This is a genomic window from Novosphingobium sp. 9, from assembly GCF_025340265.1.
Lineage (GTDB): Bacteria > Pseudomonadota > Alphaproteobacteria > Sphingomonadales > Sphingomonadaceae > Novosphingobium.
Genome location: NZ_CP022707.1, coordinates 2061524 through 2084678, shown reverse-complemented (window position 1 = coordinate 2084678; position 23155 = coordinate 2061524). Strand labels below are relative to the sequence as shown.

The window sequence follows — 23155 nt, the reverse complement described above, 5'->3', positions numbered from 1 at the left end:
GACCGATTAAAGAGGTTGACCGGACCTGCTCAAGCCTGTTTTATCCCGAGAAAAGCAGGATAAGACAGGAAAGGGCGCAAATGTCCGCCAATATCGCCGAGATGGAAAAGCGCCGGGCTGCCGCCAAGCTTGGGGGCGGGCCGCGCCGCATAGAGGCGCAGCATGCCAAGGGGCGTCTGACTGCGCGTGAACGCATCGAGGTCCTGCTCGACGAAGGCAGCTTCGAGGAGATGGATCTCTACGTCGAGCATGATTGCGTCGATTTCGGGATGCAGGACCAGAAAGTGCCGGGCGATGGTGTCGTTACCGGTTCAGGAACGATCAGCGGACGTCTGGTATACGTTTACAGTCAGGACTTTACCGTCTTTGGCGGCTCCTTGTCCTCGCGCCATGCCCAGAAGATCTGCAAGGTCATGGATGCGGCGATGAAGGTGGGCGCGCCGGTGATCGGGCTGAACGATTCCGGCGGCGCACGCATTCAGGAAGGTGTTGCCTCGCTTGCAGGCTATGCCGATGTATTCCAGAAAAACGTTCTGGCATCGGGTGTTATCCCGCAAATCTCGATGATCATGGGGCCATGTGCCGGTGGTGCGGTCTATTCGCCGGCGATCACCGACTTCATCTTCATGGTGAAGGACAGCTCCTACATGTTCGTCACCGGCCCGGAGGTGGTGAAGACCGTCACGAACGAGATCGTGACGCAGGAGGAACTCGGCGGGGCACTGGTTCATTCGACGCGCACGTCGGTATCCGATCTGGCGCTGGAGAACGACCTGGAGGCCCTCTCGACAGTGCGGGAAATGGTCGATTTCCTGCCTCTTTCCAACCGTTCACCGTTACCGGAAAGGCCGACCAGCGATCCTTGGGACCGGATCGAGGACAGTCTGGATACGCTCGTTCCGCCCAGCGCCAACCAGCCCTATGACATGCACGAACTCATCGAGAAGGTGCTGGACGAGGGTGATTTCTTCGAGCTTCAGCCGAGCCACGCCGCGAATATCCTGATCGGCTTCGGGCGGATCGAAGGGCGTACCGTCGGCGTGGTCGCCAACCAGCCAATGGTGCTTGCAGGCGTGCTCGATATCGACGCCTCGCGCAAGGCCGCACGCTTCGTAAGGTTCTGCGATGCCTTTGAAATCCCGATCCTGACCTTCGTCGATGTGCCCGGATTCCTGCCCGGCACCGATCAGGAGCACAAGGGTATCATCAAGCACGGCGCCAAGCTGCTTTTCGCTTATGCCGAGGCGACGGTGCCCAAAATCACCGTCATCACGCGCAAGGCCTATGGCGGCGCCTACGACGTCATGGCCCCCAAGCATTTGCGGGGTGATCTCAACTATGCCTGGCCGACGGCGGAGATCGCCGTGATGGGCGCGAAGGGCGCTGTGGAGATCATTTTCCGAGGGCTCGATGCCGAAGGAATTGCCGCCAAAACAAAAGAATACGAGGATCGTTTCGCGAATCCCTTTGTGGCTGCAAGCCGGGGGTATATCGACGAGGTGATCTATCCGCATTCGACCCGGCGGCGGATCGCTCTGGGGCTTCGCAAGTTGCGCAACAAGCGGCTGGAGAATCCCTGGAAGAAGCACGCGAACATTCCTCTGTAACCAACTGAGAAAGCGCATGAAACTTGGTCGCATCAATCACATCGGCGTGGCTGTTCCGGATCTGGACGCGGCCATTGCCTATTACCGGGAGGTGATGGGAGCGACGTCGATCACGGAGCCCTTCGTGCTGGAAAGTCAGCAGGTCAGGGTGTGTTTCGTGGACACGCCGGGGCTTTCGGGAACGTCCGGCACGCAGATCGAACTTCTGGAGCCGACCTCACCGCAGTCGCCGGTTGCCAAGTGGCTGGAAACGCACCCTTTTGGTGGGCAGCATCACCTCTGTTACGAGGTCCCCGATATCCACGAGGCGAAGAACTGGTTCGAGAGCCTTGGCAAGCGGGTCCTGGGTGATCCACGTATCGGGGCGCATGGAACGCCGATATTCTTCCTGCATCCCAAGGACATGGCAGGGCAGCTTACCGAAATCATGGAAACGCCGAAAGCGGTGCACTGAAACGGACAGAGACCGCACCTAGACGGACATCAAGCGCACCTAGACGGACATCAAGCGCACCTAGGCGGACATAAACCGGGTATAGGCCGACCGAGGCCACGAGAGAGGACCTGAAGCCGAATGGCCGAGAACAACAAACGGGCCGACGTGAACGACTGGCAGGAGAGGGGCGCAAAAGAGGTGAAAGGGCGTGACCTGACATGGCGCACGCCCGAAGGGATCGCTGTCAAGCCGCTCTACACGTCAGCGGACGTCGAACACGATCCGGGACTGCCCGGTTTCGCACCGTTCACGCGCGGGGTGAAGGCGACGATGTATGCCGGACGTCCCTGGACAATCCGCCAGTACGCCGGTTTCTCGACGGCTAAGGAATCGAACGCTTTCTATCGCCGCAATCTTGCCGCCGGACAAAAGGGGCTGTCGGTCGCCTTCGATCTGGCGACGCACCGGGGCTACGATTCCGATCATCCGCGCGTGACGGGGGATGTCGGCATGGCCGGTGTCGCCATCGACAACGTTGAGGACATGAAGATCCTGTTCGACGGAATTCCGCTGGATGAGATGTCGGTCTCGATGACGATGAACGGCGCGGTGATCCCGGTTCTGGCCTTCTACATCGTCGCTGCGGAGGAGCAGGGCGTGGCGCCGGACCAGCTCTCCGGCACCATCCAGAACGATATCCTCAAGGAGTTCCTGGTCCGTAACACCTACATCTATCCGCCTGAGCCCAGCATGCGGATCATTGCGGATATCTTTGCCTATACCGCCGCGCGGATGCCGCGTTTCAATTCGATCTCGATCTCGGGCTATCACATGCAGGAGGCCGGGGCGACGCAGGTGCAGGAACTGGCCTTCACTATCGCCGATGGCATCGAATATGTCCGGCAGGGTCAGGCCTCGGGGCTAGATATCGACGCGTTCGCGGGGCGGCTTTCGTTCTTCTTCGGCATCGGCATGAACCTGTTCATGGAAGTCGCCAAACTGCGCGCCGCGCGCCTGCTGTGGCACCGGGCGATGACGAAGCTGGGTGCGAAAGACGAGCGCTCGATGATGCTGCGCACCCATTGCCAGACCAGCGGCGTGTCGCTGGCCGAGCAGGATCCGTACACCAACGTCATCCGCACCACCATCGAAGCGCTGGCGGCGACGCTCGGCGGCACGCAGTCGCTCCACACCAATGCGCTGGACGAGGCGATCGCGCTGCCGACCGACTTCTCGGCGCGCATCGCCCGCAACACGCAACTGGTCCTGCAGGAGGAAAGCGGCATCACCCATGTCGTCGATCCGCTCGGCGGCTCGTATTACGTCGAGGCGCTGACGGCAGAGATAGCGGACAAGGCCTGGGCCATCGTCGAGCGGATCGAGGCGGAAGGCGGCATGGCCAGGGCCGTCGCTGCCGGGTGGCCCAAGGCGATGATCGAGGAAGCCGCCGCGGCCCGTCAGGCGCGGGTCGATCGCGGCGAGGATGTTATCGTCGGCGTCAACAAGTACCGCCTGCCAGAAGAGGCGCCGCTCGCCACGCTGGAGGTGGACAACCACAGCGTGCGCGAAGCACAGGTCGCACGCCTCGGGAAAGTCCGTGAGACACGTAACGAGGCGACGGTGCAGGCATCGCTCGATGCCCTGCGCACGGCCGCAGGCGGGGCAGCATCGGTGGAGTACTCAGAAGCTGATATCGATTCCGAGGATATGGCTGCAAGCGTCTTCAATCAAAGAGCCGATCTGCCCGATAACAACCTTCTTGCTCTCGCGGTGGAAGCAGCCCGCGCGCGTGCGACACTGGGTGAGATTTCGGCGGCGATGGAGGCGGCGTTTGGCCGTCACGATACCTCGCCCAGCCCGGTCAGCGGGATCTACGGCGCGGCGCACGAAGGCGATGGGCGCTATCGGCAGGTCGTCCAGGGTGTCGAGGCGGTGGCGCGACGGCTCGGGCGCAGGCCGCGCCTGCTGGTCGCCAAGATGGGGCAGGACGGACATGATCGCGGCGCCAATGTGATCGCCTCGGCCTTTGCCGACATGGGTTTCACGGTCACGTCCGGCCCGCTGTTCCAGACGCCGAAGGAGGCTGCCGATCTCGCGCTGGAAAGCGAAGTGGACGTCGTCGGTGCCTCCAGCCTTGCCGCCGGGCACAAGACGCTGATCCCGAACTGATCGGCCATCTCCGCGCAGCAGGGCGAGCGGACGTGAAAGTGGTTGCCGGCGGGGTGATCCCGCAACGCGACTACGAGTTTCTCAAGAAGGCCGGGGTGCAGGGCATCTATGGTCCGGGATCGAATGTGGTGGAGTGTGCCGCCGATGTCTTGCGGCTGCTCGGCCACAATATGCCGCCACTCGAGGAAGGGCTTGCCAACGGCCCTGAAGAAGGCGCAGCATAGCATTTATGTCGCTAGGTTTTTCCGTCGAGACACTGCTTCCTTATGCCCGCGTCACCGGGGCGCCGCGCATGGGCTTGGTGCGTCTGGGGGAGAGCGACTGGCTGGATGCGGCACCCGATCTCGCCGCCCGCGCCGAAGTCTTCGAAGCCCATACCGAATGCGTGATGGCACTGCCGGAGGCCGGGGCTGCCATCGCCGAACTGTCCGACGTGCTGCGCGTACAAGGCGGGCTTGAAGCGTGCGGCCGGGCGCATTGGGAAGACTTCTGCCTGCTGGTGCAGGACCGGCGCGGCGAGCCCTATCGTCTGGTCGCAGGTGCGCTCGCATTCCCGACCGACTGGCATCTGCCGGAGAAGCTGGGATTGCCGATGGGCGCGGTCCATGCGCCGATTCACGGCTATGCAGGGCAACTGGAGCGGGGTGTCGACCGGTTCATGGACGGTTTGAAGGAAGGGCAGATTTTTGGGCGGGCGAATGTCTTCGTCCAGCCTTCGCCTGCGCTGCGCTATCTTCCGGGAGCTTTGGCAGGGGCAGGATATTCTCATATCACACCTGATAATGCCGGTGAAACTCTCTGGATTCGCTCCGAAAGGCAATCCCTGCGCCGACTTCCGGAATCGGGCGCGATTGTCTTTGCCATCGGTATCTACCGGACGCGTCTGGACGCGCTTTCCGACGCGGCGGTGGAGCGTCTTGCCCTGTCGCTTACCGGTTTTGGTGCAGGAGAACTGGATCGCCGCGCCGGACCGCTCTATGCGCAGGGTTTGGCCGCTTATGCCGATGCGCGAAAACGCCGCTCGGGCGCGCAAGACTGAACAGGATTTTCGAGATGACCGACACCGCTACCGCCTCGGGCGTTGCCACCCAGCCCCGGAACGACTGGACCCGCGAAGAGATCGCCGCGCTGTTCGACCTGCCGTTCACCGAACTGGTGTTCCGCGCCGCAGAAGTCCACCGCGCCAACCACAAGGCCAACGAAGTGCAGCTCTCCACGCTGCTCTCGATCAAGACCGGCGGCTGCGTCGAGGATTGCGGCTACTGCTCGCAGTCGGTTTCGGCGAACAGCGGGGTCAAGGCCACCAAGCTGATGGAAGTGCAGCAGGTGCTCCAGCGTGCCGCGCAGGCCGCCGATCAGGGTTCGACCCGTTTCTGCATGGGCGCGGCCTGGCGCAATCCCAAGGACCGCGACATGCCCGCCATCATCGAGATGGTGAAGGGCGTGCGCGCGCTCGGCATGGAAACCTGCATGACGCTGGGCATGCTGACGCCCGAGCAGGCCGACATGCTGAACGAAGCGGGCCTCGATTACTACAACCACAACATCGACACCTCGCCCGAGCGCTACGATCAGGTTATCACCACCCGCACGATGGAAGACCGGCTCGACACGCTCACCAACGTGCGCATGGCGGGTATCAACGTGTGTTCGGGCGGGATCGTCGGCATGGGCGAGACGCGCGCCGATCGCGTCGGCTTCGTCCACACGCTGGCGACGCTGCCCGATCATCCGCAGTCGGTGCCGGTGAACGCGCTGGTCCCGGTCAAGGGCACGGTGCTGGGCGACATGCTGGCCGACACGCCGCTCGCCAAGATCGACGATGTGGAGTTCGTGCGTACCGTCGCCGTCGCGCGGATCACCATGCCGATGTCGATGGTCCGCCTTTCGGCAGGCCGCGAGTCGATGAATGAGATGACGCAGGCGATGTGCTTCATGGCCGGTGCGAACTCGATCTTCACCGGCGACAAGCTGCTGACCGCGCCGAACTCGGGCGATGACAACGATGCGGCGATGTTCGCGCGCCTGGGCATCAAGCCGATGGCGATCAGCGAGACGGCTGCCGATGTCGAGGCGAGCCGGATGCCCAAGGGCTGCGCCAAGCTGGAAGCGGCGGAGTGATCTTCACGGCGCTTGTCCTTGCCGCTGCGGCGCCGAGCGTGCCGCTCGATTGCAGCGCGGTGAGCGGCGCGCTGGCGCAGGACAAGTGCCAGCTCGCACAGTCGATGGCGATGAAGGACCCGGCGCCGGACTGCGCGGGGCAGGGCACGCAGTTCGACATGAACGTGTGTTCCTATCGCGACTATCTGCGGGCGGACATCGCGCTGAACGAAACATGGCAGCAGTTGTCGAAAGGGCGCGATGCTGCCGGGCTGGCGCTCCATCGCGATGCCCAGCGCAAGTGGCTGGCCTATCGCGACGCGCAGTGCCTTGCGGAAAACGGGCGGCGTGAGGACAGCGGCACGATCTGGCCGCTGCTCCAGAACACCTGCCTTGAAGGCATGACCAAGAACCGCACACAAGAATTGCGGGCCTATCTGGAAGAGGACGCGAAGCGCTGATGTTCAGGAAGATCCTCATTGCCAACCGGGGCGAGATCGCCTGCCGGGTCATCAAGACGGCACGAGCGATGGGGATCGCGACAGTGGCGGTCTATTCCGATGCCGATGCCCGCGCGCCGTTCGTGGCGATGGCAGACGAGGCGGTGAATATCGGTCCGGCGCCTGCCGCGCAGAGTTATCTGGTGGCCGAGAAGATCATCGCGGCGTGCAAACAGACCGGCGCGGACGCGGTGCATCCGGGCTATGGCTTCCTGTCCGAGCGCACCGCCTTTGCCGAGATGCTCGCCGCAGAGGGCATCGCCTTCATCGGCCCGCCCGCCAAGGCCATTGCGGCGATGGGCGACAAGATCGAATCGAAGAAGCTGGCGAAGGCCGCCGGCGTCAATGTCGTCCCCGGCTTTGTGGGCGAGATCGCCGATACCAACCACGCGGTCGAGATCGCGCGCGAGATCGGCTATCCGGTGATGATGAAGGCCAGCGCGGGCGGCGGCGGCAAGGGCATGCGGCTTGCTTACAGCGAGGCCGACGTGCGCGAGGGCTTCGAGAGCGTCAAGCGCGAAGGGCTGAACTCGTTCGGTGACGACCGAGTGTTCATCGAGAAGTTCATCGAGAACCCGCGCCATATCGAGATCCAGATCCTGGGCGACCGGCACGGCAACGTGCTCTATCTGAACGAGCGCGAATGCTCGATCCAGCGCCGCCACCAGAAAGTGGTCGAGGAGGCGCCATCGCCGTTTGTCAGTCCGGCGATGCGCCGCGCGATGGGCGAGCAGTGCGTCGCGCTGGCGAAGGCCGTCGGGTATTACAGCGCAGGGACTGTCGAACTGATCGTCTCGGGCGCGGACCCGAGCGGAAAATCGTTCTACTTTCTGGAGATGAATACCAGACTTCAGGTGGAACATCCGGTTACGGAAGCGATCACCGGGATCGATCTGGTCGAACAGATGATCCGCGTGGCGGCGGGCGAGCCGCTGGCCTTCGAACAGGACGACATCGGTATCGATGGCTGGGCGATCGAGAACCGCGTCTATGCCGAGGACCCCTATCGCGGTTTCCTGCCGTCTACCGGGCGGCTCGTGCGCTATCACCCACCGGTCGAAGGCTGGACCGACGATGGCGCGGCCAATGGTCGTCGCGGCGTGGAAGGCGTGCGCGTCGACGATGGCGTGTTCGAGGGCGGCGAAGTCTCGATGTTCTACGACCCGATGATCGCCAAGCTGGTGACATGGGGCGAGACGCGCGAAGAGGCTGCCGACCTGCAGATTGCCGCGCTCGACCGGTTCGTGATCGACGGGCTTGGTCACAACATCGATTTCCTCTCGGCGATCATGCAGCATGGGCGGTTTCGCGCGGGCGATCTTTCTACCGGATTCATTGCCGAGGAATATCCCGAGGGCTTCCATGGCGCGCCCGCATCGGACGAACTGAAAGTCGCGCTGGCTGCTGTCGCCGCGTTCATTTCTGCTGCGCGTTCCGACCGGGCGCGTCAGATTTCCGGGCAACTCGCCGAGCCAACCGAACCGCCATACGACTGGGTGGTCACTCTCGATGGTGAGCCGTTCGATGTCGAGATCGGCGAGGAGGCCGTGCTGGTCAACGGTGCCGAGATCGACATGGGTATCGAGTATACGCCCGGCGACCGGCTGATCGAGGCCGAGATCGACGACGAGATCTATGGCATCCGGGTGCTGATCGACCGGATCGGCCTGCGTCTGGTGACGCGCGGCGCGGTCCACAAGGTGACTTGCCTGCCGCGACGCCTGCACGAGCTTTCACGCTACATGATCGAGAAGGTGCCGCCCGATCTTTCGCGCTATCTCATCTGTCCGATGCCGGGGCTGCTGGTGGCGCTCCACGCGGGCGAGGGCGACCGCGTCGAAGCCGGACAGCCGCTCGCCGTGGTCGAGGCGATGAAGATGGAAAACACGCTTCGCGCCGGAAAGTCCGGCACGATCAAGGCATTGCGCGCGAAACCGGGAGACAGTCTGGCGGTGGACGCGATCATTCTCGAAATGGAGTGAACACAGTTTAAGGGTGCGAGGCTGGAGTTTCCAGCGAACCTTCCCTAGAACGCGGCGACGTTTTCCAAGGGGGACAGGATGACTGCACTTTTGATGCTTGCGGCAGCCGTTGCAAGCCAGACCATTCCGGTAACACCCAAGCTGCTCGAAGGGCTTCCCGATGTGCAGGCGGTGCTCAACGATCACGGCACGCGCCGCATGTGCGAGGGGCCGGCGCTTGCCGATGTGCTTGCCCGCGCGGGCGTTCCTCACGGTAAGGACCTTCACGGGAGCGAACTGACCAAGGGCGTGATCGTTCATGCCCGAGACGGTTATGCGGTCCTGTTCTCGTTGGGTGAGATTGACCCCGGCCTGGGGCACGAAGGTATGATCATTGCCGAGCGCTGCGATGGGCAGGCCCTTGATGACAAGACGGGGCCTTACCGTCTGATTGTGCCGGGCGATCTGCGGCCGGCGCGTTCGGTCCGTCAGGTCAAGGCGCTCGAAATCCGCTGATGATATAAGCCCCCGACAGGATTGTGTCGGGGGCCTGTTTCGGATCAGGCGGGAGTTTCGCCGCTGAGCAGTCGGCCCAGCGCCAGTTTGCACACGACGAAGGCGACGAGGCCAAAGGCGCCGGTTCCGGCATGGATCAGCCAGAACGTGGTGGCGGGCATCGTCGACAGCCAGGGGCCAACGACGTTGCCGACGATCCAGTTCGCCAGCACGAACGACATGTAATAGATGCCCACGACCGTGCCGCTGAGCGGGCGCGGTGCGATCTTGGTGAACAGCGCCAGGCTGATCGGCAGGATATGGGCAAAGCCGATCGAGTTCAGGAAGTGGAACATGAACGGCCAGAACAGGCCGATCTTACCGGTTCCTTGCGTGGCGGCGGCCATGACGAGGCACAGGGCGCCGGCAATGGTGAACACCGAACCGATGATCATCTTGCCCAGTTCGTCGGGCTCGCGGCCGGTGATGACCTCACATAATTTCCAGAACGCGGCGACCGTGAGCAGCATCAAGAATGACAGCGAGGCGTCGAGCGTGATCATCCAGCTTGACGGCATGGTATGGCCGAAGAAGGTCAACTGGAACTGCTGGTCCGCCCAGACGAGATAGGCGTTGAAAATCTGCTGGTTGGTGATGAGGGCGATACCCATGACCGGCACGAGGATCAGGAGCGCGATCAGGCGGGGATAGTCCTCGCTCTGCAGCTTCATCGCCGTCTTGCCCTTGGTCTTGCGATCCTCACGGGCGTCGGCGGGAAGGTAGGGCGCAGCCTTGAGGTAGATCAGCAGGCCGAACAGCATGACGACGCCGGCGCAGCCAAAGCCCCAGTGCCAGCCGACCTTCTGGCCCAGCGTTCCGGCGATCAGCGGCGCGGCGATCACCGAGACGTTGATGAAGATGTAGAAGATCTGGAAGGCCATCGCACGGCGCAGATCCTTGGGGCTGTAAAGCTCGCCTACCTGGCTGGCGATGTTGCCCTTGAACAGGCCAACGCCGACGATCAGCGCGATCAGCGCGAACAGGAACATGCTCTCGAACGCCATCAGGAAATGGCCGAGCGACATGATCACGCCGCCCGCGATCAGCGTGGCGCGGCGTCCCAGCCAGCGGTCGGCGATCAGCCCGCCCAGGATCGGGGTGAAATAGACCAGCGAGGTATAGTCGCCGAAGATCGAGGAGGCGAACTGCTGGCCGGTCTCGCCGATATGACGGCCCTGAAGCCAGGGTAGCCCGATCACGTTTTCAGCGTGGCCCGGCAGCAGCAGGTAGTTCACCATGTAGAGCACCAGCAGCGTCTGCATGGAGTAGTACGAGAAGCGCTCGCACCCTTCGACGAAGGAAAGATAGCCAAGGCCCTTGGGGTGGCCGAGGAACGCGGTGTCGGAGGATTTTCCGGATGATCGGAAATCTGGTTCGGATTCGAAATCCGGCGTGGCTTCGGCTGCTGTCATGGCACCCCGTGCTGTTTCACTGTTGTGCTGGTTTATTATCGAAGGGCGCAACTTAGACACGCTGGTCGGTAATGTCACGCCGCAGGGCGCGCACGATTCCATCCCGAAGCTGAACGGGGGCTGTCATCCCGGCGAATTGTCCCCCGTTCGCCAAAAGGCGGCGATTCCGAGGGTAGGAAACCGCCGCCTTCCGGTGCCCCCGGGTAGGGGCAACAGGCCCCCCGCCCGTGGCGGTAGCGCTCGTGCCTGCCTCGTAAGGGGCGTTGGAGGACAAGGCACGATCATCAAGGCAACGCGGAAGGCCGGCGCGCAGTTTCGCGGCCTGTCCCGGCATAATCTCGGCTCGGCGAAAGAGGCCGTCAGTTTGCCGGGCGTGCGAGTTCGTCGTCGAGGAAGGCGGCAACCGCATCGAGCGAGACGGTCTTGTCGAGATAAGTCTCGCCGATGGCCTTCATCAGCAGGAAGGGCAGGGTGCCTGCGTCCATCTTCTTGTCGTGGAGCATGTGCTTCACTAGCGCCGCGCCATCGCATTCGAGGCCCAGCGTGGCGATTTCGGCGCGCAGGCCCACGGCGGCGATATGGCTGGCGACACGCTCTGCACTGACCTTGGGCATCAGGCCCGAACGTGCCGAGAAGCGCGCGGCGAGGACCATGCCCAGCGCCACCGCCTCGCCATGGAGCAGGCGGTTCGAGAAGCCGGTCTCGGCCTCCAGCGCATGCCCGAAGGTGTGGCCGAGGTTGAGGAGGGCACGCTTGCCCGTGGTCTCGCGCTCGTCTTCTGCCACGATACGCGCCTTGGACGCCACCGAGTGCGCGACCGCATATTCGCGAAGGGCCGCATCGCCTGCCAGCATGGCCCCGGCATTGGCCTCGCACCACGCAAAGAAGTCCGCATCGTCGATCAGTCCGTACTTCACGACCTCGGCATAGCCGGCGAGCAGTTCGCGCATTGGCAGCGTCTCCAGCGCCGAGAGATCGGCCAGCACCAGCGAAGGCTGGTGGAAGGCGCCGACGAGGTTCTTGCCCGCCGCCGTGTTGATCGCGGTCTTGCCGCCAACGCTCGAATCGACCTGCGCGAGCAGGGTGGTCGGCACCTGGATGAACTTGCAGCCGCGCTTGAGCAGCGCTGCACACAGGCCGGTCAGGTCGCCGATGACGCCGCCGCCCAGCGCGATCACGTGATCGCCGCGCTCGACTTCCAGTTCCAGCAGCCAGTCGATGGTGGCGGACAGTTCCGCCCAGGACTTGGTCTGCTCGCCTGCGGGCAGGATGCGCCAGTGCGGTTCGTGGCCGTTATCGCGCAGCGAGGCCTCGATCACCGAACCCCATGCGGCGTGGACGTTGACGTCGGTGACGATCGGTACGGCGCGCTTGCGCAGCAGGCCCCGGCATTGCGGCACCAGTTCGGCCAGCAGGCCCGCGCCCACGCGCACCTCATAGGGCGCGCCCGCGATGTCGACCTTTATGACAGCCATTGCCCGATCCCCTGAAGTACCTTGTTGACGGTGTGCTGGTGCGGCGCGTGCCCGCTCATGATGTGGATCGGCGCCTGCGCATAATGCACTTCGCGTTCGGCGCGAAGGCGCGCGATGATCTCCGCCGGATCGCCACCGCGCAGCAACGGGCGGTTGCCCTTGCGCCCGACGCGATCGACCAGCGTGGCGACCTCGCTGTCGAGCCATACGGCGATGGCGCGATCGAGGATCAGCTTACGTGTCTCGGCATTGCAGAACGCGCCGCCGCCGGTCGCGATGACGCCGTGATGTGCCCCATTTTCAGCAGGTGCATCCTCGATCAGGCGGGCGATCACCCGGCGTTCGCCGTTGCGGAAGTATTCTTCGCCGAAGCTGTCGAAGATTTCGGGAATCGTCATCTGCGCCGAGCGCTCGATCTCGTCGTCCGCATCGACGAACGAGCAGTCCAGAATCTGCGCAAGGCGCCGCCCGACGCTGGACTTGCCGACGCCCATCATGCCCACAAGCACGATCGGGCGCTCGATCCGGCGGGCGATCGTCGCAATATCCTGTGGCGAAAGGCGGGTCTGTTGAACGTCCATTGCCCCACCGCCTATAGTTGCGCTAGGTCGCAGCGCAAGCATCGGTGAAGGAAGACGAGTGACTATCGTATCGGGCGCAGCGCAAATGCCGCAGCAGGCGGTATCGCGGGCAGACTTGCGGTGAAGGGAGCCTCCCTGGTGATTGTGGGCGCGCTGGTGGTGGTCGCCGGCCTGGGTATTCTCGCCTGGAGCAAGGGTGGGCCGGAGCCCGTGCGGAGCCTGTCCGTCCCCATTTCCGTACCGACGGGAGCGGCATCATGAGACCGATTTACCTGATCGCCGGGGCCAGCCTCGCCATGACCTCGGCCTTCGCGCTGGCGCAGAGCGGCCCTGAATCGCTGCTGCCCAAAGCCTTCGAGGACCCCGCGCCGCAGGCTGCCCCGTCGCCGCGCGCGACACAACGCCCCAAGCCTGCGCCGCGTGCCGTGCCAAAACCGGCGGCGCCAAAGCCGGTGGTGACGGCGAGTGCGCCTTCGGCGCCTGCCGCACCCCGTCCCGCGCCGGTTCCCGTCGCAACCGCCTCGCCGGTGGTGCAGCCATTGCCGGGTATTACCGCACCTGCGGCTCCTTCCGATCAGCCGACGAACACTTCCGGCCTCTCGCGCATTCCCACGCTCGATGAACTGGCGCGCATGACGCCCGACGATTTCGATGCGCTGCTCGGCACCCGCACGCTGCTCGACATGCCGCCTGCCGCGCGCCGCAAGCTCGACAACGTTGGGCTGATCGATGCGGGCGAGGGTGGCCTTGCGGCAGATTCGCTGTCGCGCGCCAACGCCTCGATGATCCGCATTGCCCTGTCGGCGAACAAGGGCACGCTGGTTTCGCGCTGGGGACATATCCTGCTGCGACAGGCGCTGGCCTCGCGCCTTGCGCCGCCGCCGGGGATGGACCCGGTAGCGTTCGCGGCGATGCGCGTCGACCTGCTGCTGCGCATGGGCGAGCCCGATGCGGCGCGCGCGGTGCTGCAGGATGTCGATATTCCCGATTACACGCCGACGCTCGCGAGCATCGCGCTCAACGTCTATACGCAGAATGCCGATTTCACCGGGATGTGCCCGGCCATGTCGGCGTTCGGCAATGCCCGTCAGGATGCGCAGTGGAATGCCGCGCGCGATATCTGCATGGCCTATCGCGGTAATGCGCAGGCCGCCTTGCAGCGTCTCGACAGCGACATGAACCATGGCCGGGCCGACAAGATCGACCTGCTGCTGGCCCAGAAATACGTGGGCGCCGCTGGCCGTGGCCGCCGTGCCGTGACGATCGAGTGGGGCGATGTCACCTCGCTCACGCCCTGGCGCTATGCGCTGGCGATCGGCACCGGACTGGAGCCGCCCGCCTCGCTGATGAAGGATGCCGGTACGCAATACGCCAGCATGACCGCGCTTGCGCCGATGGTCGGGCTGGAGCGCCGTGCCGAGGCGGCGGATTACGCAGGCGCGACAGGCGTGCTTTCCAGCGCCGCGATGGTCGATCTCTACGGCCAAATCTACGAAGCGCCCGAAGTGACCGGCGTGTGGCAGGATCGTGCCACATCGCTGCGCTCTGCCTATACCGATCAGGACCCGGCCACGCGGCTTTCGGCGATGCAGAGCCTGTGGAAGGTGGACACGCCCGAGGCGCGCTATGCCCGTCTCGTGCTGACCGCCGCTGCCGCTGCGCGAATGACACCCGGCAAGGACATGGATTCCAGCTCGGGCGATCTCATCGCCTCGATGCTGGCGGCGGGCTACGATGCCAACGCGATGCGCTGGGCCTCCGTGGTGGAGCCGGGCAGCCTCGGCTGGGCGCTGGTGACGCTGGCCGATGCCAATGGTGGCGGGATCGATTCGGGCGCGGTCAGCACGTTCTCCGATGCGGACAAGAGCGCAGAGCATCATCGCACGGCTTTGTTCATCGCGGCGCTGGCGGGCCTTGGGCGCATCGATTCGGGCGATGCCAGCCGCTATTCGCGTGACATGAACCTTGGCCTCGACAGCCCCAGCCGCTTTACCGACGCGATCGATGCGGCGGCGGCGCGCGGTGACAGCGCGGGCGTCGCGATCCTCGCCGGCTTCGGCATGCAGGGTAGCGACTGGGCGCAGATGACGCCGCGCTACTTCCTGCACATCCTGTCCGCGCTGCGCAGTGTTGGGCTGGAGGCGCAGGCACGCATGATCGCGGCGGAAGCCGTCGCGCGGTCATAAATATGGCGAGTGCCCCGCAGCCCGTAGGCGGGGACATGATCGAGCGTTTTCTGGCGATGCTCGCGGCGGAGCGCGGTGCGGCGGCGAATACGCTGGCCGCCTATCGCCGTGACCTGGAAGCCGCACGCGAAGTGCTGGGCGATCCGGGACAGGCAGACGTGGCCGCACTGGAGATGCTGGGAGAAGCGTGGAGCGCTCTTGCGCCCTCCAGCCTCGCCCGGCGCTGTTCGGCGCTGCGCCAGTTCTATGGCTTCCTGCAGGACGAAGGAATCCGCAGTGACGATCCGTCACCTGCGTTGCCCAAAGTGAGGGCGCGCCGTCCTTTGCCGCGCCTGCTGTCTCGCGCCGAAGTGGAGCGGTTTCTGAACGCCGCTGAAACAGACGCCAAAGGTGACGATCCTGCCGCCGTGCGCCTGCTGACGCTGCTGGAACTACTCTATGGATCCGGGCTGCGCGCGACGGAACTGGTCTCGCTCCCGCTGGCGGCGGTGCCGCGTGATGCGCCGTTTCTTCATGTTACGGGCAAGGGTGGGCAACAACGCATGGTGCCTGTCAGCACGCGGGCGCGACAAGCGCTCTCGCGTTGGTTGGTTGTGCGAGGGGGGCTGGGCGAGGGTAGATCGACCTCGCGGTTGCTGTTTCCCTCAAGCGGGAAGACCGGTCATCTGACCCGTGTGCGGCTGTTCCAGTTGCTGCGCGATCTGGCCGTGCGCGCGGATATCGATCCCCAAAGGGTATCGCCGCATGTCCTTCGTCATGCCTTCGCGACGCATCTGCTGGAAGGGGGGGCGGATCTGCGGGTGCTGCAGACCCTGCTGGGCCATGCCGATATCGCGACTACGCAGATCTATACCCATGTCGACAGCGCGCGGCTTGTCGAACTTGTGAATGCCCGGCATCCGCTGGCGGGCAACCCGTTCGCCTGAGAGAACGCAGGGCGGAAACGACAAAGGGCGGTGAACTTGCGTTCACCGCCCTCTTGCTTGCGCCTTGTAAGGCTAAGCAGATTAGCCGGCAGCCGTCAGGTTGCCCGAAACCTTGTTAAAGGTTGCGCCGAGGTTGCTGCCGAGGGTCGACATCGCGGTGATCGCGGCGACGGCAATGAGAGCGGCGATCAGGCCGTACTCGATGGCGGTTGCACCTTCTTCGTTGCGGCGCAGCTTGGTAAGGAACTTCATGTTTGGTCTCCTGGGAAAATGCAGTCTGTATGTACCCGGCCCGGGGGGCGGCATCGCCCTTTGGACATTTCCGCTTCTACGGACGATTCCTTGAAAAAATCTTAAGTGCCGGTGCCTGAAACGGCGGTCGCGACTTTGGCGCTGACGTCGTTCCACATCGATATGGTTTTGGTCGCCACGCTGCCGATAGCGGTCAGCGTAACGAGGACGATCAGGGCCACGATCAGTCCGTATTCCACGGCAGTAGCCCCCTTGGTGTCTCGCCGCAGGGCTGTCAGAAATGTCGGTCGTTTCATGATCGGCCCTTTGCAGGTAACGCTGGCACATCGGTGTATATGGTGAAAGACAATGCCGCAGGGCCGTTAAAGGGCACTTAAGAAGGACGCATTCTTTGCACAAACCTCAAGGTCCGTTGCTGGTTGTGGCAGTCGCGCTCGTTCGTCGCGATGGACATGTGCTCATGCAGCGCAGACCATACGATTCCATGCACGGCGGCCTATGGGAGTTCCCCGGTGGGAAAGTGGAGCCGGGCGAAGCCCCTGCGGCTGCGGCTGTGCGGGAAATGGATGAGGAGCTTGCTGTCACGCTCGAAACCTCTCAGCTCGAACCTGTGGGCTTTGCTGGAGATGTGACGGCAGGCGTCCCTGTGCGAACGATCGTCATCTGCCTCTATATTGCCCATCGCTGGACCGGCGAGCCGCAACCGCAAGTCGCCTCGGAGATCGAGTGGGTTCCCGCTGAGGCTTTGAAAAACCTGGAAATGCCGCCGTTGGATTACCCGCTGGCAGAGCAACTTTGCACTTTGATGAAAAAAGTCGAGAACAGGTGTTGACGGGAATCAGGAGCCCTTCTATTGGCGCCTCTCCAACGCACCCGTAGCTCAGCTGGATAGAGCATCAGACTACGAATCTGAGGGTCGGGCGTTCGAATCGCTCCGGGTGCACCACCTCCCTTTCAGGGAAAGGTGGCCTGATGTTGGAATGAAAATTGGTGTGCACCCGTAGCTCAGCTGGATAGAGCATCAGACTACGAATCTGAGGGTCGGGCGTTCGAATCGCTCCGGGTGCACCATTTCATAACTCAAAAAGCCACCGATTTTCGGTGGCTTTTTTGTGTCCGGCGTTCATGTGGGCGCCTGAGACGCACCACCCTGAGGCGAGCCGAGGAAATGGGGCGGGTGGGGCTTGTCAGGCCTGTCGCGAGGTCTCGCGCTCGCCGTGCATCAGAAAGCCGTGCGAGAGGCCATGGTAGAGCTTTTCGCGGCTGACGAAGCGGCTCATGCTGTCGGCGATCATTGCGGTCACGAACAGCGGCAGGATCATCGCGCGGGCACCGGTGGTTTCCATCAGCAGGATCACGGCGGTCAACGGCGCACGCGTCACACCGACGAAATAGCCGCACATGCCCAGCAGGATCACCGCAGGCACCGACGTACCGGGGAAGCAGAACGAGAGCAGTTGCCCGAACCCGGCGCCGACCGCCAGCGAAGGCGCGAAGATGCCGCCGGGCGCCCCCGAGACTGCCGTGGCCGCCGTCGCGACGAACTTGGCAGGGCCGAACCACGCCGAAGTTGCCGCGGTGCCCTCGATCATGTCGCGCGTGGTGGCATAGCCGGTGCCCCAGGTGTTGCCCTTGGTCAGCACGCCGATCACGGCCACGATCAAGCCGCAGACGAAGGCCATGACGATCGGATGCGAGCGCGCCTTGGTGAACCACGCGTGCTTGCTGCGCGAGAACAGCAACAGCGTTTTGGCGAAGGCACCGCCGAGCACACCGCCTGCAATTCCCGCGACGGGCGAGACGAGGATCACCGAGACGATCGGCAGGCTTTCATGCACTGCGCCGAAATAGAGATAGTCACCCGCGATGCCGAGGCTGACCAGGCCCGAGACCACGACCGCACCCATCACCAGCACCGCAACGCGCTGTTCGTAGGCGGAGGCGAGCTCCTCGATCGCGAAGACGATGCCGCCCAGCGGCGTGTTGAAGGCTGCAGCGACACCCGCCGCGCCACCTGCGATCAGGACGCCTGCGGTGATCGGCACGCGCAGCACGCGGTGGCAGGCGATCATGATCGCGGCGCTGACCTGCACGGTCGGCCCTTCGCGCCCCACCGATCCGCCGACCATCAGCATGATCACGGTCAGCACCAGCTTGCCCAGCGCCACCGGGAGCGAGAGCAACCCGCTATAGGCCAGTTCGGGGTCCTTGCTCGCGGCCATGACCTGCGGAATCCCTGAGCCCTTGGCGGCGGGAAAGAAGCGTACGGTCAGCCACACGACCGCGACGAAGGCGATCGGCGTCATCGCTAGCGGCGCATAAGGATAATGCCGGAAGATGGCGCTGAACATTTCCTGCGCCTGATCGCCCATCTTGGCGAACAGGATCGCGATCAGGCCCAGCAGCACCGCGCCGACCAGCGAGGCAAGGCGACGCCGCGCGGCATCGAAGGAATCGTCGAGACCCGGCAGGCCCTTGAGGATGTCGTGGGTGCGATCACTCAGGTGCAAGGGGTCGGCTCCGTTCAGCGGGGAGTGCCCAGGCGGACCGCCGGGGCTGTCGCGGCCCCTATGACCCCTGCCGATTGCGAGTCGCAAGGGCGCAACCAAAAAAATGTTTACTGTGGCGATAGAGAAACGGCCGCGAAGGTTTCCCCTCGCGGCCGTCGATCGTGTCTATCCGGTGTGTTCGGCTGCATGCTGCGCGCCGGGCACGCCGGAGAAGGGCGATCAGTTGCCCGTCGGTGCTGCTGCCGGGGCCGAAGCCGCATCGGTCGGCGCGGCGGCCGGAGCGGCTGCTGCCGAGGCGCCGAGGGCCGACTTGAAGGCGGCGTCGGTCATGGTCAGGGCAACGCTGCCGTCTTCGCCGACCGAGAAGTAGGCCTTCTGCAGGATAGCCGAGCGCTTGTCGGGCAGTTCGAAGGTGACATTGTCGCCCTGAACGTTGGTGATGATGCCTTCATCGACGCCGTCGCTGCTCTTGATCGCGGCATCGACGACGAGCGCCGAATCCTTGGCGGCGTCGGATTCAGCCTTGGCGCTGCCGACGGCAGCTTCGACCTGAGCCTTGGTCATGCCGATGGTCAGACCCTTGGCACGCATGGCGAACGAGCTGGTGGGAAGGCCAGCGCGGGCAGTGCCGGTGTTGACGGTAACGACGCCGTTGGCGACCTGTTCGACCGTGCCGACGTCGCTGCCGTCAGGTGCGTAGACCTTGGCGCCGACCGTCGGGGTGACAGCAGCGGCAGGGGCGGCAGCCTGTGCCATCACGGCGGCCGGAGCGAAGCTTGCGGCGGCGATCGCGGCAGCGATGAGCGATTTCTTCATGGTCTGCGTACTCCTTCATTGTCCGGCAAAGCGACCATCCGGTCCCCTTGCCGTGGCATGCCCTATGCGTCCCAGGGCGATTTTCTTGGCCCGCGATCCGCGATGCGGATCATGGATCGGGCCAGGCGATACCGACCGAGGCCGGTGCGAAAGGCTGATCCCGTGGCTTTCGATCATGGTCCGAAAGCCGTTTGCGGTGGACGAACAGCATTGTGTGACATTCGCACACGCAAACAGGAATGGCGGGTGAATGTTGCAAGATCAACCGCCGAAATGCCCCGACGATGCGGCGGAGCGTTGGATTTGGACGATTATATGGTTCAAGCGGCTGGAGCGTCCGGGCGTCGTTCGTCTGTTTTCGTGTGTGCACATGCAAACAGAAGGGGGCAGTGTGCGCGGGAACATGCTGCGCTTCCGGGATTTTCTGTGCTGCGCGTGAGGCGCAGCAGGATTTGCAACGGAACGGGTGATCTGGAGTGGTGGAACAGGTGGGGCAGGGCATTCAGGCATCGGATCGCGACAGCAGTGCCGCCGGTCTTCAGGATGCAGCGTCTTTCGATACGGCAGAAAAGCCGGACTGCGACGTGGGCGGAGGTTCGGTGTGGCGCTATGCGATGGCGAAGCGCGCCCATGTCGTCATCGATGCGGCACCGTACTTCAACGTTATCCGCGATGCGATGTGCCAGGCGCAGGAGCGTATCTTCCTGATCGGCTGGGATTTCGATTCGCGTATCCTGCTGTCCGACGGACGCCGCTGGTGGCAGCGGGGACGCCGGGACAAGGAGCGGTTCCCGGCACGGCTGGGCACGTTCTTCGTGTGGCTGGTGCGCACCCGTCCCAAGCTGCGAATCCTTGTGCTGCAATGGAACTTCTCGCGCTTCAAGTCGCTGTTTCGCGGCACCATGATGGTCGACCTGATCCGTTGGTCGTTTCGCAAGGGGATCGATTTCCGCTTCGATTCGGCCCATCCGATCGGGTGCAGCCATCACCAGAAGATCGTGGTGATCGATGACAGCTTTGCGGCCTGCGGCGGCATCGACATGACCTCTGATCGCTGGGATACGCCCGAACACGTACCGCACGATCCGCGCCGCCGCCGTCCCACCGGGCGGCTCTATGGGCCATGGCACGACGTGACGATGGTGATGGAGGGCGAGGTCGCGCGAACGCTCGCGGACCTTGGCAACGATCGCTGGAAGATCGCAGGCGGCGATGACCTTGCGCCGTGTGCCCCGCGACAGGATTCGATCTGGCCGGAAGGGCTCGTCGCCGAGTTCGAGAATGTCGAGATCGGCATTTCCCGCACGCGGGCGCAATATCGCGATTGCCCGCAGGTCAGCGAAATCGAGCAACTGTTCGTCGAGCAGATCCGCCGTGCGAAGCGCTTCGTCTATGCCGAGACGCAATATTTCGCTTCGCGCGCGGTGGCTGAAGCGGTCTGCGAGCGGCTGCTGGAGCCCGATCCGCCCGAGTTCTGCATCATCAATCCGCTGACCGCCAATGGCTGGCTCGAACAGAAGGCGATGGACACCGCGCGCGTCGAGCTTGTGAAGACCTTGCAGGCCGCCGACCACGCGGGGCGCTTCCGCATCTTCGACCCCCGCGCGGCCGATGGCGAACCGATCTATGTCCACGCCAAGCTCACGATCATCGATGACGAAATCCTGCGCGTCGGCTCTGCGAACATGAACAACCGCTCGATGGGGCTCGACAGCGAATGCGACGTCTTCATCGATACGACGCGGCCCGCGAATGGCCATGCGGGCGCGGCGATCACCAGCTTGCGGCACCGTCTGCTGGCCGAACATTGCGGCGTTTCCGAGCGCGATATCGCGCGTGCCATCGCGGAGCACGGCTCCATGGCGGGGGCGATCGAGGCGCTGTGCAACGGTCGTCATGGCAAGCATCTCGAACCATTGCCCTTGAAACATCTCTCCGAAGCTGAAAGAGCGCTCGGCGAAAGTGCCTTGCTCGATCCCGAACGCCCCGAGGAGCGGTTCGAACCGATCGAGCGACGCGGGCTGTTCCGTCGCAAGGGGCAGCTCCTGCGAGTGCGCCTGATGGAACGCGTGCGAAGGAGAATGAAGCCATGACCGGTCTGGTCGACGATCACGACGAGGGCCTTTCGCTCGCGAAGCCCGCAGTGCCCGAGGATGTGCAGGAGGCGATCCGCACGCTGATCCGCTGGTCCGGCGATGATCCAACCCGCGAAGGCCTGCTTGATACGCCCAAGCGCGTGGCACGGGCGTGGAAGGAATATTGTCAGGGCTATGCCGACGATCCTGCCGTGCATCTCAGTCGCGTGTTCGAGGAAGTCGGCGGCTACGACGAGGTCGTGCTGCTCAAGGATATTCCGTTCCAGTCGCACTGCGAGCACCATATGGCGCCGATCATCGGCAAGGCGGCCATCGCCTACCTGCCGCGCGATCACGTTGTCGGCATCTCGAAGCTGGCGCGCGTGCTGCACGGTTTCGCGCGTCGCCTGCAGATTCAGGAGCGCCTCACCGCCGAAGTGGCCGAGTGCATCTGGACACACCTCAAGCCCCATGGCGTCGCCGTGGTGATCGAGGCCAGCCATGCCTGCATGACCGCGCGCGGCGTCCGCACGCAGGGCGTGGGCATGATTACCAGTCGTATGATGGGTACGTTCCGCGACGACGAGCGCAGCCGCAAGGAAGTGCTCAGCCTGATGGGCTATTGATCGCGCACGGTTCAGGGCAGGTCGTAAGGCTCTGAACCGGGGGAGAAGGGGGCTGAGGCATGGTGGGGGCGTCGCAGGATGCGTTCGTGAGAGCGTCTTCCAGCTCCGGCGTGCGCCGCGTATCCGTGGCGAGCGTCGCACTGGCCGTGGTGCCTGCCATCATGTTGCTGGTGCTGATGACGCGTCCGGTCTGGGACGTCGATGTCTTCTGGCAGCTCAAGCTGGGTGAACTGACGCTCCTGCGCCATGCGCCGGTACTGCGCGAACCGTTCGCCGCCCTCCATCTGGGAGAGCCGCTGCCGCGCGTGGGCTGGCTGGCGCAGGCGATCATGGCCGCCGCGCGTTTGTCCGGAGGTTGGACGGCGTTGCGGCTGCTGGACGCGCTGTGCTGGGCGGGCGGTTTCTGGGCCATCGCCTGGGCCTGCCGTCGACGCGGGGCGCGCGCTGAGGCCGTGCTCTTTGCCTTGCTGCTATCCTTCGTGCTCGCAGTGGCGACCGCGAGCATTCGTCCTCAAAGCTATGCTGCCTTGAGCTTTGGCCTGTTGCTGGCCTTGCTCCGACTCGATTTTCCGCCCCGGCGCGCCGTACCGCTGGGTGCGCTGTTGCTGGTGGTCTGGCAGAATCTGCATCCTTCGGTGAGTATCGGGCTGGCGGCGCTTGCCATCCATGCCGGCGCGGGATTGCTTGATCGTTTTCGCGGCCAGCGCGATACATGGCCATGGACGCCGATGCTGCTTGCCATCTGCAGCATTCCGGCGATGCTCCTGACGCCGGATGGTCTTTCGATCTTCGCCATTTCTGCCGAGAATGCCCGGTCGAGTCTGGCTATCCACGCGGCCGAATGGCTGCCCTTGTGGAGCCCTGAAAACCTGCATCATCTGCTGCGCATCGGCTTTGTTATGGGCGTGGGGGGCATTTTGTGGGGCGGTATCGCGCTACAGTCCCGCTTGCAGAATGGCTGACGATGG

Annotated in this window: 20 protein-coding genes, 2 tRNA genes and 1 pseudogene; 16 read left to right on the top strand and 7 right to left on the bottom strand. The window is 64.0% G+C overall.

The features are described from left to right. Positions 1–80: 80 nt before the first annotated feature. From CI805_RS10320 to CI805_RS10285, 8 genes and pseudogenes are all read left to right on the top strand, one after another. Positions 81–1607, top strand: coding sequence for an acyl-CoA carboxylase subunit beta (locus CI805_RS10320; protein WP_260927940.1), 1527 nt, complete (start codon positions 81–83; stop codon positions 1605–1607). A 16-nt stretch (positions 1608–1623) separates the two neighbouring features. Then, on the top strand, positions 1624–2061 hold the full coding sequence (mce, locus tag CI805_RS10315; RefSeq protein ID WP_260923002.1) for a methylmalonyl-CoA epimerase: 438 nt from the start codon (positions 1624–1626) through the stop codon (positions 2059–2061). A gap of 120 nt (positions 2062–2181) precedes the next feature. Next, positions 2182–4436: pseudogene (gene scpA / locus CI805_RS10310) on the top strand (methylmalonyl-CoA mutase). Between the two features lie 5 nt (positions 4437–4441). Further along, on the top strand, positions 4442–5251 hold the full coding sequence (locus tag CI805_RS10305; protein ID WP_260923001.1) for a heme-dependent oxidative N-demethylase family protein: 810 nt from the start codon (positions 4442–4444) through the stop codon (positions 5249–5251). A 14-nt stretch (positions 5252–5265) separates the two neighbouring features. After that, positions 5266–6333: a biotin synthase BioB gene (gene bioB / locus CI805_RS10300; RefSeq protein WP_260923000.1), complete on the top strand. Its 1068-nt coding sequence runs from the start codon at positions 5266–5268 to the stop codon at positions 6331–6333. Further along, positions 6330–6773, top strand: a complete 444-nt coding sequence (locus tag CI805_RS10295; RefSeq protein WP_260922994.1) for a lysozyme inhibitor LprI family protein — start codon at positions 6330–6332, stop codon at positions 6771–6773. Before bioB ends, CI805_RS10295 begins: the two co-directional genes overlap by 4 nt. After that, complete coding sequence (locus CI805_RS10290; RefSeq protein ID WP_260922993.1) at positions 6773–8794, top strand: acetyl/propionyl/methylcrotonyl-CoA carboxylase subunit alpha; 2022 nt, start codon at positions 6773–6775, stop codon at positions 8792–8794. Before CI805_RS10295 ends, CI805_RS10290 begins: the two co-directional genes overlap by 1 nt. Positions 8795–8872: 78 nt before the next feature. Further along, a complete protein-coding gene (locus CI805_RS10285) occupies positions 8873–9289 on the top strand; it encodes a hypothetical protein (RefSeq protein ID WP_260922992.1) in 417 nt (138 codons plus the stop codon). 44 nt (positions 9290–9333) lie between these two features. On the opposite strand, the gene CI805_RS10280 is transcribed toward CI805_RS10285, so the two are convergent. From CI805_RS10280 to CI805_RS10270, 3 genes are all read right to left on the bottom strand, one after another. Further along, entirely contained in the window at positions 9334–10740 is a 1407-nt protein-coding gene (locus CI805_RS10280; RefSeq protein ID WP_260922991.1) for a peptide MFS transporter, read from the bottom strand. Positions 10741–11099: 359 nt separating this feature from the next. Further along, complete coding sequence (gene aroB / locus CI805_RS10275) at positions 11100–12215, bottom strand: 3-dehydroquinate synthase (RefSeq protein ID WP_260922990.1); 1116 nt, start codon at positions 12213–12215, stop codon at positions 11100–11102. Next, a complete protein-coding gene (locus CI805_RS10270; protein WP_260922989.1) occupies positions 12203–12796 on the bottom strand; it encodes a shikimate kinase in 594 nt (197 codons plus the stop codon). The genes aroB and CI805_RS10270 overlap by 13 nt, the downstream gene beginning before the upstream one ends. A 257-nt stretch (positions 12797–13053) precedes the next feature. Here CI805_RS10270 and CI805_RS10265 point away from each other — a divergent pair, with 257 nt between their 5' ends. Together CI805_RS10265 and CI805_RS10260 are read left to right on the top strand one after the other, a co-directional pair. Continuing rightward, positions 13054–14982: a hypothetical protein gene (locus CI805_RS10265; protein WP_260922988.1), complete on the top strand. Its 1929-nt coding sequence runs from the start codon at positions 13054–13056 to the stop codon at positions 14980–14982. A gap of 35 nt (positions 14983–15017) precedes the next feature. Further along, positions 15018–15908 (top strand): tyrosine recombinase, encoded by an 891-nt coding sequence (locus CI805_RS10260; RefSeq protein WP_260922986.1) that lies wholly within the window; start codon positions 15018–15020, stop codon positions 15906–15908. Between the two features lie 81 nt (positions 15909–15989). Here the strand turns inward: CI805_RS10260 and CI805_RS10255 are convergent, their stop codons facing one another. Then, the gene (locus tag CI805_RS10255; RefSeq protein ID WP_260922985.1) at positions 15990–16160 is read right to left on the bottom strand and encodes a Flp family type IVb pilin; all 171 of its coding nucleotides are present in this window, start codon (positions 16158–16160) and stop codon (positions 15990–15992) included. Between the two features lie 101 nt (positions 16161–16261). Further along, the gene (locus CI805_RS10250) at positions 16262–16456 is read right to left on the bottom strand and encodes a Flp family type IVb pilin (protein WP_260922984.1); all 195 of its coding nucleotides are present in this window, start codon (positions 16454–16456) and stop codon (positions 16262–16264) included. Positions 16457–16581: 125 nt separating this feature from the next. Between CI805_RS10250 and CI805_RS10245 the strand changes: the two genes are divergently transcribed. From CI805_RS10245 to CI805_RS10235, 3 genes are all read left to right on the top strand, one after another. Then, complete coding sequence (locus CI805_RS10245) at positions 16582–16992, top strand: (deoxy)nucleoside triphosphate pyrophosphohydrolase (protein WP_313958494.1); 411 nt, start codon at positions 16582–16584, stop codon at positions 16990–16992. A gap of 37 nt (positions 16993–17029) precedes the next feature. After that, positions 17030–17106 (top strand) — tRNA-Arg (locus CI805_RS10240). A 48-nt stretch (positions 17107–17154) separates the two neighbouring features. Continuing rightward, positions 17155–17231, top strand: a tRNA-Arg gene (locus tag CI805_RS10235). Positions 17232–17347: 116 nt separating this feature from the next. Here CI805_RS10235 and CI805_RS10230 read toward each other — a convergent pair. Both CI805_RS10230 and CI805_RS10225 read right to left on the bottom strand, forming a co-directional pair. Further along, the gene (locus CI805_RS10230) at positions 17348–18670 is read right to left on the bottom strand and encodes a chloride channel protein (RefSeq protein ID WP_260922981.1); all 1323 of its coding nucleotides are present in this window, start codon (positions 18668–18670) and stop codon (positions 17348–17350) included. Between the two features lie 219 nt (positions 18671–18889). Then, the gene (locus CI805_RS10225) at positions 18890–19486 is read right to left on the bottom strand and encodes a hypothetical protein (protein ID WP_260922979.1); all 597 of its coding nucleotides are present in this window, start codon (positions 19484–19486) and stop codon (positions 18890–18892) included. Between the two features lie 614 nt (positions 19487–20100). On the opposite strand from CI805_RS10225, the gene CI805_RS10220 reads away from it, so the two are divergent. The 3 genes from CI805_RS10220 to CI805_RS10210 all read left to right on the top strand — a co-directional run bounded on the left by CI805_RS10220 (position 20101) and on the right by CI805_RS10210 (position 23149). After that, positions 20101–21579 (top strand): phospholipase D-like domain-containing protein, encoded by a 1479-nt coding sequence (locus tag CI805_RS10220; protein WP_409934952.1) that lies wholly within the window; start codon positions 20101–20103, stop codon positions 21577–21579. Continuing rightward, positions 21576–22187, top strand: coding sequence for a GTP cyclohydrolase I FolE (folE, locus tag CI805_RS10215; RefSeq protein ID WP_260922975.1), 612 nt, complete (start codon positions 21576–21578; stop codon positions 22185–22187). Before CI805_RS10220 ends, folE begins: the two co-directional genes overlap by 4 nt. Before the next feature lie 86 nt (positions 22188–22273). After that, complete coding sequence (locus tag CI805_RS10210; protein ID WP_260922973.1) at positions 22274–23149, top strand: hypothetical protein; 876 nt, start codon at positions 22274–22276, stop codon at positions 23147–23149. Positions 23150–23155 lie beyond the last annotated feature (6 nt).